Genomic DNA, 12622 nt, shown 5'->3' with positions numbered 1-12622 from the left:
ATTGCGGCATGCCGCACCGCCCCGCCGACCCGCTCTCGAACTCCGCCGTTGGCGTGTGCGCATCCGTCCTCCCCGCGCAGTTGCCCGACGATCCGACTGCACTCAAGGTCTTGCTGCTGGCGCAGCAGCGTGCCTTCGAGGCGCGTGAAGCCGAACGACAGGCAGCCCTCGAGGCCCGGGAGGCCGCATTCCAGCAAGCCATTGATGCCCGGCAGGCCGCACTTCAGAAAGCGTTCGATGCCCGCGAGCTTGAACGCCAAAGAGCCTTCGATGCGCGGGAGGCGGAACTGCACAAAGCCTTCGAGGCACGCATCCTCGAGCTCTACGAGCAATTGCGTCTGGCGCGTCGGCGCATGTTCGGGCCCAGCAGCGAATCGCACGCGGGCCAGGGGTGGCTCTTCGACGAGGCCGAGGCGCTGGTCGAGTCCGCGCCCGAGGCGGGCGACACCGCAACCTTGCCGCCGCCGGCCACCGAGACGACGGGGGAGACGCCCGCCGACACCGGCAAGAAGAAGGCGCGCGGCAAGCGCAAGCCCTTGCCGGTCGAGCTGCCGCGCATCGACGTCGTCCACGACGTCCCCGAAGCCGAGCGCACCTGCGCCTGCGGCACACCCATGGTCGAGATCGGCCAGGACGTCAGCGAACAGCTCGACATCGTCCCGATGCAGGTGCGTGTGCTGCGCCATATCCGCAAGCGCTACGGCTGCCCCCAGGGCGACCAGGCGCCGGTCACCGCCCGCGCCCCAGCGCAGGTGCTGCCCAAGAGCAACGCCAGCAACGACCTCCTGGCGATGCTGCTCGTCACCAAGTACGTCGATGGGCTGCCGCTGGCGCGTTTCGAGTACGTGCTCGCTCGCGCGGGCGTGCTCGTGCCGCGTCAGACCCTGGCCCGCTGGGTGATCGGCACCGCCCGGGCGCTGCAGCCGCTCGCCAACCTGATGCGCGACGTGCTGCTCGGGCACGACGTCATCCACATGGACGAGACCCCGGTGCAGGTGCTCAAGGAGCCTGGCCGGGCAGCCACGAGCAAGAGCCAGATGTGGGTGCAGCGCGGCGGCCCGCCGGGTAAGCCGGTGGTCCTCTTCGAGTACGATCCGAGCCGCGCGCAGGCGGTGCCCTTACGCCTGCTCGAAGGCTGGAAGGGGCATCTGATGGCCGACGGGCTCGAGAGCTACGGCGCGATCTCCTTCACCGAAGGGGTGACCCGGCTCGGCTGCTGGGTGCATGCGAGGCGTCGTTTCGTCGACGCCGGCAAGGTGCTGCCCGCCGGTAAGCGCGGCCGGGCCCACGAAGCCCTGGCCCTGATCAGCAAGCTCTACGCCATCGAGAAGGACGCACGCGGACTCAATGACGCCGAGCGCCTGGTGCTACGCCAGAGCAGAAGCCGCGCCGTCATCGACGAACTGCGCCGCTGGCTCGATCAAGCGCTCCCCACCGTGCCGCCCACCTCGGTGCTCGGCGGTGCGCTGGGCTACCTGCATCGGCAGTGGCCGCGCCTGATCCGGTACCTCGAGCGCGGCGATCTGCCGATCGACAACAACCCGGCCGAGAATGCCATCCGTCCCTTCGTCATTGGGAGGAAGGCGTGGCTCTTCTCGGACACCCAAGCCGGGGCGCGCGCCAGCGCGCTGCTCTACTCGCTGGTCGAAACCGCCAAAGCCAACGGCTTCGAGCCGTATCTGTGGCTGCGCCACGTGCTGCGCGCCTTGCCCGCTGCGACCACCGTCGAACATTTCGAGGCCCTCCTGCCCTGGAATCTCAAGGCTGAGCAGTTGATCACGGCGTAGCGGGCTCGGGGAAGGATGGGGTTCGTGGAGCGCTTACGAAGGAGGCAGCTTCAGCGCACTTTCCATTTGAACACTACGGGCGAGGCTGCTTACTTCCAAGATCATATTAAAGTGCAGCTTGGTTTCAGGGTTCATTTTTTTTGCGACACTAGGGACCGGCGCGTTCATGTAGGCTATATTGGGCCACACTTCAAATGAATTGACATAGCCATAATTTGGGCCAGTATAGCGATAGCTGGGGAGCGGCTCTTGTAGGCCCAAGCGATGTCAACACTCGAAGAATTTGGCATTATTCAAAAACGACTCGCCACCCACCCTCAGTTGCTCCCCATCCGCCGCGCCTCCACCCCCTGGCGCCCGAAGTGCTCGATCAACTCCTCTTGGTGGGCGGCGTCCCGGGTTTCCATCTGGAGGATGATCTCGGTCATGCCGACGGGTACGTGGAGTTCCCCGCGGCGGTGCTCCACGTGGCGGATGTTCATGCCGTGCTCCGCCACCAGGCCGAGGATGGATGCCAGGCGCCCCGGGGTGTCGGGGATGCGGACGGCGAGGCTCATCAGGCGGCCGCTGCTGGCGAGTCCGTAGTCGATGGTGCGGCCGATGAGGGTCATGTCGGCGTTGCCGCCGCTCACCACCACCACGGTGGGGCGATCCGCGTCCAGGGGGACGAGGCCGCGCATGAGGGCGGCGAGGCCCACGGCGCCGGCCCCTTCTGCCAGGGTGCGGGTGCGTTCCAGGAGACGCACCATGGCTTCGGCGATGGTGTCGTCGTCGACGGTGACGATGGCATCCACGTGACGGGCGATCACCTGCCGGGGGCAGTGGCCGGGGGCCTTGACCTTGATGCCGTCGGCAATGGTGTGGGCATCGGCCGGCACGGGGCCGACGCTGCCGTCGGCCAGGAAATGCCGCCACGGGGCGACGGCGTCGGCCTGAACGCCAACCAGGCGGACGTCCGGCCGCTGGCTCTTCACCGCCAGGGCGATTCCCGCCAGCAGCCCGCCGCCTCCCAGGGGGACGACGATCTGGGCCGTTGCGGGCAGGGCCTCGATGATCTCCAGGCCGACCCCCGCCTGGCCGGCGATGATCTCCCAGTCGTCGTAGGGGTGGATGAAGTTCGCCGCGCTCTCGGCGGCAATGCCTTCCGCGGCCTGGCGCGCCTCTTCCAGGGTGCCGCCCTGCAGGACGACCGTGGCGCCGAGATGGCGGCAGGCTTCGATCTTGGTGAGGGGCGCATTGACCGGCATCACCACGGTGGCCGGGATGCCCGCCTCCCGGGCCGCCCGGGCCACGCCGTGGGCGTGGTTGCCGGCGGAGGCGGCGACTACGCCATGCTTTCCTTCGCCACGGGACAGGAGGCACGCGATCTTGTGGGTCGCCCCCCGCAGCTTGAAGGAGCCGGTGCGCTGCAGGTTCTCCAGCTTCAGGTAGATGGAGCCGCCCAGTTCCTGCGAGAGAGGATCGTTCGCCCATAGGGGCGTGGTGAGTACGAGGCCGGCGACACGCTCCCGGGCAGCGCGAAGGGCGGCCAGATCCAGCGGCAGGGCGGGCATGGCGTCCATGGGAACGCTCCTTGGCGGAGTGGGGCCGGAACAGCGTAGTTCCTTTGTTTCCGAACATAAAGGGGGCGCGAATCAGGCGACCACGGCACCCATGGGCTGCCGCCCCGCTGCGCCGGCTGCCGCATCGATCCTTCCGTCGGCTGGCGCAGGCGAAAGCGGGTCGGGGAGATCCTTAGCCGGCACTGCCTTCGAGCTTCTTGACCCGATAGACGAGTTGCGCGCGCGTGAGGCCGAGCAGGCCGGCGGCTTTCGACATGTTGCCCCCGGCCGCGGAGAAGGCGGCCTTGACCAGCGAGTTTTCCACCACGTCGAGCGAAACGCTGGCGTGCTGAACGATGTCTTCGGCCCAGGAACTCCAGGCATCGGCCTCGACGCCGCCGTACTCGCCCGGCACCGTGGAATCGGTGGCCGGGGCGCTCTGCGCGGCGATCAGCCCGAGTTCGTTCAGTGCCATCGGACCGCTTTCCCGGGCCTCGCCGCCGATCGTGAAGAGCTGGTTATAGCCCAGCGGCTGATCGTCCTCGCCCAGGATCACGCCACGCTCGATCACGTTTTCCAGTTCGCGGATGTTGCCCGGCCAGCGGTAATTGAGGATGAGCTGCAGGCCCTGCGACGTCACGCCGGACACGCGCTTGCCGTGGAGGGCGCCGTAACGGCGGATCAGGTGCTCGAGCAGCAGCGGGATGTCGTCGCGCCGCTCGCGCAGCGGCGGGATCAGGATGGGAAAGACGTTGAGCCGGTAGAAGAGGTCTTCGCGAAAGCGGCCTTCCTTGACCGCGCCGTGCAGGTTCTCGTTGGTCGCCGCGACGATGCGCACGTCCACCTTGCGCGTCGTCCCGCCGCCGAGCGGCTCGAACTCCCCGGTCTGCAGGACGCGCAGCAGCTTGCCCTGCGCCGTCATCGACAAGGTGCCGATCTCGTCCAGGAACAGGGTGCCGCCGTCGGCGAGCACGAAACGGCCCGGCCTGGATTCGGCCGCGCCGGTATAGGCGCCGCGCTCCACGCCGAACAGTTCGGATTCCATCAATTGCTCGGGAATCGCCGCGCAGTTCACTTCGAGGAAGGGCCCGTCGGCACGCCGGCTTGCCCGCTGTATTTCGCGCGCGAAGGCGCTCTTGCCGACGCCGCTTTCGCCAAGCAGCAGCACCGTGGCATTGGTCGGGGCCACGCGGCGGATCTTGTGCATGATGGCGTTGAACTGGACCGAAGCCCCGATCACGCCCGTGCGCGGCAGCGCCGCAGCCGGCAATGGCTCGCCACGGAGGGCGGATACCGTCCCCGCCGGGACCGCCCCGAGTTCATGGGCCAGCATCCGGATCGGCCCCGGTTCGAAGTATTTCAGATCGTCCTCCGGATCGACCCAGTCCTCGACCGGCTTGGCAATGCAGCGGCAGACATCGTGGCCCATCGCCCGGCAACTGACCTCCCTGACCAGGATGCGCTTGCCCATGCAGGTACACAGAAAGCCCGAGGCATAGCCGACCGAGGTCCAGCACGCCGCCTCGCTGCCGATGCCGTAGGCCGCGATATGCACCTGGTCCTCAAAGCAGTTCTTCCAGACGAATTCGAGATGGCAGATGCCACGTTCGACATCGACTTCGGAATACACCTTCTCGACCATCACGATGCCCTGCAGCGCATGGAACTGCGCGCCGCTGACGAGGAGGTCGTCTATCGCCTTGGAGCGATTGCTGAGCTTCAGTGCCATTTCGGCATCCCGGCAGCCGGCGGCGTAGCCGAAGCGCGTCAGCAGGCCCCGCGCGGCCTCGATGCCCACGCTCTCGATCAATTCCTGGCGCAGCGCACCGATGGCATCGGCATGCATCAGCACCATGCGGCGGTCTTCCAGCCAGATCAGGCCCTCCGCCGGATTGAAGTGCAGGCGCTTGAGCACTTCGGGCGTGACCGGTAGCGGCACGTCGCCAACGATGGTGGGTGTTTGGACGGGCCTCTCCCGTACCTGGGATTTTCTCACTCGCGTCTCCCCCGACGGCCTCTGCGGGCCTGTTCGAACCTGGAAGCAGGGTAATCCCACAAATGATCCGCCTGCGCAAGTCCGGACGGGTGTCCGCGGGAAGCCGGGTCCGATGAAGTGCCGCAGGCCGTCGAGAAAATCATTCAGCCGCGGGGCGGCCGATTCCCGGGGAAATGAATAATTCCATTCATCCTCCCGATTTGCCCGTCCTGCTGCAATCGCAGCAAAGACGTCTCCAGGGCAACGTAGCTCTTCATTATCAAAAGAAAAAATTCATCTTGCGATGCAGCAGATCGATTCCTGCATCGATCTGGCACGCCGGTTGCTGATAGGTAGCCGCGGCGCCGATCGCGTCCGATTCTCAAAATCACAAGGCCGGTTCCACGATCAGCGCGGATGCGCGCTGCGGAGAAGGCACAGGAGGAGCACATGCCGGAAATCTCGACGCTGGGTTACGTGGTATTCGACGCCAGCAACCTCGACGAATGGGAAGGCTTCGCGACCCGGATTCTCGGGCTGCAGGTCGGCGCCCGGAGCGCCGATACGCTGCGCCTGCGCATGGATGAGCGCGAGCAGCGGGTGATCATCGAGCGCGGCGACGAAGACGATCTCGCGGCGCTCGGCTGGGAGTTCGACACCGCCGCGGAATTGAAAGCCTACGTGGTGCGCCTGCGCGAACGGGGCGTCGACGTGGTCGAGGCCGGCACCGAACTGGCCCGGGCGCGCAGCGTGGAAAAGGTCTACTACTGCGCCGATCCGACCGGCTTCCGGCATGAGTTCTTCTATGGACCCGCCCACGCGCCGCTCGCCAGGGTCTTCCATTCGCCGCTGCTGGCCGGCGGCGGCTTCGTGACCGGCGCGCTGGGCGTGGGGCACGTGTTCGCGGTCGCCAGGGACAAGGCGGAATCGGTGCGTTTCTACACCGAGGTGCTTGGACTGAAGATTTCCGACTACATCCGCGACCCCGAGGTGATTCCCGGCGTCGAGGTCGATGCCGTGTTCATGCATGCGCGCACGGGGCGCCACCATTCGCTGGCCACGGGCGTGGTGCCCTCGAAGAAGCGGATCAACCACCTGATGATCCAGGTGCGCAGCCTGGAGGACGTCGGGCTGGCGTACGACCGTGTGCGCGAGGCCGGCCTGCCGGTGATCATGGATCTCGGGCAGCACCCGAACGACCGGATGATTTCCTTCTACGTCGCCACGCCGTCCGGATTCGGCCTCGAATACGGCTGGGGCGGCATCGTCGTCGTCGACGCCGACTGGAATGTCCGCAGCTTCAGCAAGCTGAGCTACTGGGGGCATCGCTTTTCCCTTCCCGCGCCGCCTGTGGCTGCCTGAATGCGTCAGGCACGTCTTATCCATTCACAGATTGGAATTGAAAACCATGAGCCTGTGGCTTGATTTTCTTGGTGCGGAGATCCGCTACGTAGACACGCCGTCGTTCGGTTGTGTGCGAATCGCCGAGGCGGGCAAGGGCAATGCCGAATCCCTGATTCTGATGCACGGGATGGGTGGTCATCTCGAAGCCTATGCGAAGAATGTGCTGGCATTGGCCAATACCTTCCATGTGGTCGCGTTCGACTTCATCGGACACGGGCTGTCCGAGAAACGGACCGATGTCGATTACATGCCTTCGACCTACGCGGCCATGCTGGCCGAGCTGATGGACGTGCTCGGCATCGAGCGGGCGCACATTTCCGGCGAGTCGCTGGGGGGCTGGGTCGCCGGCCTGTTTGCCGTGCGCCATCCCGGTCGGGTGCGGCGTCTCGTGCTCAATACCGCGGGGGGTATCCCGGTGGTGAGCGAAAAGGGGCGGCGAGACCTTCAGGAACTCGACGAACTCAACAAGAAGAATTTCGGCAAACCGCCGTCGGTGGAAACCGTCCGCATGCGCATGCAGTGGCTGTTGCACAAAGCCAATTGGCACCTGCTGGACGACGAGCTGATCGGCTGCCGGCTCGCGTTCTATACCCGTCCCGAGTTCCAGAAGTCGGCCCCGCTGGTATTCAGTCTCGTGACCCGTCAGAGCGAAGTCGAGACACGTGGCGAAATGATGCCCGTGGAGGACTTGCAGTGCGACACGCTGTTTTTCTGGACCCGTGACAACCCCATTCACGACGTGGCCGCCGCCGAGGCCGCGTGCGTCCGTAACCCGCGGGCCAAGCTGTACGTGATGAAGGCCGACGCGGCGCACTGGCCGCAGTACGAGGCGCCGGACGAATTCAACGCGGTGATGCGCACCTACCTGCTGACCGGTGAGGTGTGAGATGGGAACGGCATTCGAAGGCGTATCCACCATGAATGGCCCTCCGCCGGTGGACGCAGCGGCGTTCAAGAACGGCATGCGCCGCCTCGCGGGTGCGGTCTGCATCCTGACCGTGCGAAAGGGCGGGATGCGGGCGGGACTCACCGCCACCGCGGTGATGTCGGTGTCGGCCCAGCCGCCGCGGCTGATGGTCTGCATGAATCGCGGGGTGTTCGCCCACGACCTGCTCGAGGTCGGCGGCCCGCTGTGCGTGAACGTGCTCGGTGCCGACAGCCTGGGCGATGCGCGGCGCTTTGCCGGGATGGTCGATGGCGTGATCGGCGATGAGCGCTTCCGGCGCGGCGCCTGGCGCGACGGCGAGGCGGGCGCGCCGGTGCTGGACGATGCCCTGGCCGCCTTCGAGTGCCGCGTGGTCGAGATGATTCCCGCTTCGTCGCACACGATGGTGCTGTGCGAGGTGGTGGGGCTGCGTACTCCCGGGGCCGACGAAGCCGCGGGCAGGTCCGGGCAGCCGCTGGTGTATTTCGATGGACGTTTCGCGTCCATCGGCGAACTCTGAAAAACGACAAGGAGACTGGAGATGGGAGTAGTGACTGAAAACGTGTCGGCAAGGCCGACGATGGACGATCTCGTGCAGCGCGCGGGTGCGATGCTGCCGTGGCTGCGCGAGCAGGCCGACGCGGTGGAGGCGGCGCGCAGCGTGCCGGCCGCGACGATCCAGGCGTTCAGGGAGGCGGGTTTCTTCAGAATCCTGCAGCCGGCGGCCTGGGGCGGCTACGAGATGAACCCGGAGGCGTTCTACCGGGTGCTGATGGAGCTGGGCCGCGGCTGCCCGTCCAGCGCGTGGAACCTGATGATCCTGGGCATCCACCAGTATGAGTTCGGCAAGCTCGATCCGCGCGCCGGCGACGAACTGTGGGCGGCCGACCGCGACATCCTGGTGGCGTCGTCCTATGCGCCCTGCGGCAAGGCGCGCAGGGTCGAAGGGGGCTGGATGATCTCCGGCACCTGGCCGACCTCCAGCGGTTCGGACCATGCGGAGGGCGGCGCCTTCCTCGGCGCGCGCCTGTTCGACGGCGACGGCAACATGATCGACCATCGTTCCTTCCTGGTCGGCCGCGACGACTACGAGCTGATCGACGACTGGTACGTGGTCGGCCTGGCCGGCACCGGCAGCAAGACGCTCAAGGTGAAGGGCGAAGCCTTCGTGCCCGACCATCGTTCCCACAGCATCATCGAGTACACGATGGGCCACGGCCCGGTGATCTACCGGCTGCCGTTCGCTCAGGTGTTCTTCGGCGCCGTGGCCTCGGTCATCGTCGGTTTTGCGAATGGCATGGTCGACTTGTTCGTCGAACACATGACGCCGCGCCGGAACGTTTTCATGGGCGGACCGGTGGCTGCAGCGAATCCCTTCGTGCAGGAAAAGCTCGGCAACGCGGTGCTGCTGATCCGCTCGGCGCGCGCCCGCATCCTGCAGTGCATCCAGGAGGCGACGGTGTATGCCGAGCGTAACGAACCGGTGCCGCTCGACGTGCGTGTGCATCAATTCCTCGACGTCCAGGGCACGAGCAAGGACTGCTTCGCCGCCAGCCACATGCTGTTCAAGAAGACCACTGCGCGCGGCATCTTCAACACCAGCCCGCTGCAGCGCCAGTTGCGTGCCCTGCTGGTGGCGGGCAATCACATCGCCCAGAACGAGGACGACACCTCGGCGCTGCTGGGGGCCTATCTCCTCGGCCAGGGCCTGCCGCCCGGCGTGTTCGAGCTGCCCCAGGCGAGCTGATCGGTCCCGCCCGGCGGGCGTCCGTCCGGCGGGCATGCGCACCAGAAGACATATAAGAGGTGGAGATGACAAAAAAATACAAGATGGATGTCCGGCAAGCGGGGACGGGTGACCGCCGTCTTTCCCCGATCCGGCTCGCCGCGATGCTGTTCGCGGCCGGCGCGAGCGCGCCCGCGCCGGCGATCGAGTTCGACACCGGCAACAGCGACCTGAAGATCCGCTGGGACAACAACCTCAAGTACAGCGCGATGTGGCGGGTGAAGGACGCATCGGGCGAGCTGGTCGCCGAGGCCAACCAGGACGACGGCGACCGCAATTTCTCCCGCGGCCTGGTCTCGAACCGCGTCGACCTGCTGTCCGAGCTGGACGTGGTCTACAAGGACGTCGGCTTTCGCGTGAGCGGCGCCGCCTGGTACGACGACATCTACAACCGCCGCAACGACAACGACAGCCCGCTGACCGCCAACGCGGCAAGCGTCGACCACCGCCACTTCACCGACCCCACCGAGAAGCTGCACGGCCGCAAGGCCGAACTGCTCGACGCCTTCGTGTTCGGCCGCTTCGACGCCGCCGGCATGCCGCTCACCCTGCGCGCGGGCAAGCACACCCTGGTGTATGGCGAGACGCTCTTCTTCGGCGCCAACGGCATCGCCGCGGCGCAGGGTCCGGTGGATGCGGTGAAGGCGCTGTCGGTGCCCAACACCCAGTTCAAGGAACTGCTGATGCCGGTGCAGCAGGTTTCCGGCCAGTTGCAGATCGACGCCGAGTTCAGCATCGGCGCCTACTACCAGTTCGACTGGAAGAAGACGCGCCTGCCGGCGGCCGGCAGCTATTTCAGCACCATCGATTTCCTCGGCGATGGCGCGGAGCGCCTGTTCGTCGGGCCGGGCGTCGCCTTCGGCCGGGTGAAGGACATGGAGGCGCGCGACCAGGGGCAGGGCGGCATCCAGTTGCGCTGGCGGCCGCAGGGCGGCGAGGGCGAGTATGGCTTTTACGCCGTGCGCTATCACGACAAGACGCCGCAGATCTACCTGCTGCCCGTAAGTGGCAGCTTCCGCTGGGTGTATCCGGAGAACATCAAAGCCTACGGCGCGAGCTTCAGCACGGTGCTGGGTGACACCAACGTGGCCGGCGAACTGTCCTACCGCACCGACATGCCGCTGGTGTCGCTTGGCCAACTCGACTTCACCGGCACCGGCGACAACGACGGCAACGCGCTGTACGCCATCGGCCGCACCGCCCATGCCAACTTCTCTGCGATCCATGCCTGGGGCAGCACCGCGCTGTTCGACAACGCCACCCTCACCGCCGAACTCGGCTGGAACCGCCTGCTGAAGGTGACGAAGAACCGGCCGGCGCTCGACCCGAACACGACGCGCGACGCCTGGGGCCTGCGCTTCATCTTCGAGCCGAACTACTACCAGGTGCTACCGGGGCTGGACGTCTCGGTGCCGATCGGCCTCGGCTACAACCCGCAGGGCCGCTCCGCGGTGGTCGGCGCGTTCAACGGTGGCGCGCACGAAGGCGGCGACCTCAGCATCGGGGTCAAGGGCGAATACCTGAAGAACCTGCGGCTCTCGCTCAATTACACGCATTTCCTCGGCGCCACCAGGACGACGCTGCGGCCCGTCGCCGGCGGCTATGTCCAGAACTTCGGCCAGGCGCTGGCGGACCGCGACTACGTGTCCTTCTCGGCGCAATACAGCTTCTGAAAACGACAACGATACGGAGACAACGGAATGAGCAGAATCAAGCATCACGCGCTGGCGGCCTGCGTCGCCGCCGGCGCGGCGCTGGGCGCCAATCTGGCCGCCGCGGTCGGCGAGGCCGAGGCGGCCCGGCTCGGCAAGGAACTCACCCCGCTCGGCGCCGAGCGCGCCGGCAACAAGGACGGCTCGATCCCGGAATGGAAGGGCTGCCCCGACCTCGGCGCGCCGCTCGACAAGCTCAAGGCCGGCGACCGCCGCTGGGACCCGTACGCGGCCGAGAAGCCGCTCTACACCGTGACGGCGGCGAACATGGCGCAGTACGCGGACAAGCTGTCCGACGGCGTGCGCGCGCTGCTGCAGAAGTACCCGGAGACGATGAAGCTCGACGTCTATCCGACGCATCGCAACCATTGCGCGCCGGAATGGGTGTACCAGGCCACGGCGAAGAATGCGGTCAATGCGAAGCGGGTGGCCGGCGGCGACAACGACGGCGTGGAGGGCGCGGTCAACGGCATCCCGTTCCCGATCCCGAAGGACGGCGCGGAAGTGCGCTGGAACACCAACTTCCGCTGGCGCGGCGAATCCTTCGAATCGAAGCTGCGGCACTTCTCGATGACTTCCGCCGGCGACCGCGTGCTCGGCACCCAGGACCTGCAGTACAACCAGTTCGAGGCTTACCGCAAGGGCATGTCGCCCCAGGAGTACGCCGCCAAGGGATACCTGGGCTGGATGCTGATGCAGATCACCGACGCGCCGTCGTTTCGTGCCGGCGAAGGGATCGTCGCGCGCGATTCCACCAACTACGTCGAGCGCGACCGCCAGGTGTGGCAATACCTCGTCGGCCAGCGCCGGGTGCGGCGCGCGCCGAACATGGGCTGGGATACGCCGGATTTCGTGAATTCGGGTGCGAACTTCTTCGACGAGGTGTTCGGCAGCCCCTACACCAGCCAGGAGCGCTACGAGTACAAGCTGGCCGGCAAGAAGGAGATGCTGATCCCGTACAACAACAACAAGGTGTTCGGCCTCAAGGAAGACGGGATCTATCTCAAGGACCACCACAACCCGGACGCCATCCGCTGGGAACTGCACCGGGTGTGGGTGCTGGAGGCGACGCTCAAGCCCGGCAAGCGCCATGCGGTGAGCAAACGCGTGTTCTACGTGGATGAGGACACCTGGGGCACGGCACTGTTCGACGGCTGGGACCCGTCCGGCAAGCTGTGGCGGGTCAGCCTGAGCCTGAACTACTACCTGCCGGACATGCCCGGGGTGATGAGTTCGTATTCCGACATCCTGTACGTGCTGGACGGAAGCTGGTCGTCGCGCAACACGGTGTTCTACGAGCCCGGCTACCAGTTGAAGGCGGTGGCGATGAAGCCGGACTCGGTATTCACCCCGGATGCGCTGTCGGGACGCGGCGTGCGCTGAGCGCCGCCGCACGTACCCGGCTTTCCCCTGAAGTGCGTTCGTTCCGCCGGCCGTTGCCGGCCGGCGGAACGAACGGACACGGCTCCAGACCGTGCATGTCTCCGGAAAT

9 protein-coding genes are annotated in these 12622 nt (G+C 66.5%); 7 read left to right on the top strand and 2 right to left on the bottom strand.

Translation table 11 applies throughout. The features are described from left to right. Positions 1-8 precede the first annotated feature (8 nt). Complete coding sequence (tnpC, locus tag CCZ27_RS16030; protein WP_096449805.1) at positions 9-1787, top strand: IS66 family transposase; 1779 nt, start codon at positions 9-11, stop codon at positions 1785-1787. A 317-nt stretch (positions 1788-2104) separates the two neighbouring features. Here tnpC and ilvA read toward each other — a convergent pair whose 3' ends face one another. Beyond that, positions 2105-3349, bottom strand: a complete 1245-nt coding sequence (gene ilvA, locus CCZ27_RS16025; RefSeq protein WP_232516446.1) for a threonine ammonia-lyase — start codon at positions 3347-3349, stop codon at positions 2105-2107. Between the two features lie 172 nt (positions 3350-3521). After that, positions 3522-5324 carry a sigma-54-dependent Fis family transcriptional regulator gene (locus CCZ27_RS16020; RefSeq protein WP_232516445.1) on the bottom strand — a complete coding sequence of 601 codons (1803 nt, stop codon included), beginning with the start codon at positions 5322-5324 and terminating at the stop codon, positions 3522-3524. A gap of 429 nt (positions 5325-5753) precedes the next feature. On the opposite strand from CCZ27_RS16020, the gene CCZ27_RS16015 reads away from it, so the two are divergent. The 6 genes from CCZ27_RS16015 to CCZ27_RS15990 all read left to right on the top strand — a co-directional run bounded on the left by CCZ27_RS16015 (position 5754) and on the right by CCZ27_RS15990 (position 12513). Next, positions 5754-6665, top strand: coding sequence for a VOC family protein (locus CCZ27_RS16015; protein ID WP_096452676.1), 912 nt, complete (start codon positions 5754-5756; stop codon positions 6663-6665). A gap of 46 nt (positions 6666-6711) precedes the next feature. Beyond that, the gene (locus CCZ27_RS16010; RefSeq protein ID WP_096449803.1) at positions 6712-7593 is read left to right on the top strand and encodes an alpha/beta fold hydrolase; all 882 of its coding nucleotides are present in this window, start codon (positions 6712-6714) and stop codon (positions 7591-7593) included. 31 nt (positions 7594-7624) lie between these two features. Continuing rightward, positions 7625-8152, top strand: coding sequence for a flavin reductase family protein (locus CCZ27_RS16005; RefSeq protein WP_198363153.1), 528 nt, complete (start codon positions 7625-7627; stop codon positions 8150-8152). 21 nt (positions 8153-8173) lie between these two features. Further along, entirely contained in the window at positions 8174-9379 is a 1206-nt protein-coding gene (locus CCZ27_RS16000) for an acyl-CoA dehydrogenase family protein (RefSeq protein ID WP_096449799.1), read from the top strand. Positions 9380-9444: 65 nt separating this feature from the next. After that, positions 9445-11091 (top strand): DUF1302 domain-containing protein, encoded by a 1647-nt coding sequence (locus CCZ27_RS15995; RefSeq protein ID WP_198363152.1) that lies wholly within the window; start codon positions 9445-9447, stop codon positions 11089-11091. 27 nt (positions 11092-11118) lie between these two features. Continuing rightward, on the top strand, positions 11119-12513 hold the full coding sequence (locus CCZ27_RS15990; RefSeq protein ID WP_096449795.1) for a DUF1329 domain-containing protein: 1395 nt from the start codon (positions 11119-11121) through the stop codon (positions 12511-12513). The last annotated feature ends 109 nt before the right edge of the window (positions 12514-12622 follow it).

The organism is Thauera sp. K11, from assembly GCF_002354895.1.
Taxonomy (GTDB): domain Bacteria; phylum Pseudomonadota; class Gammaproteobacteria; order Burkholderiales; family Rhodocyclaceae; genus Thauera; species Thauera sinica.
This window is presented reverse-complemented; position numbering and strand designations above follow the sequence as displayed.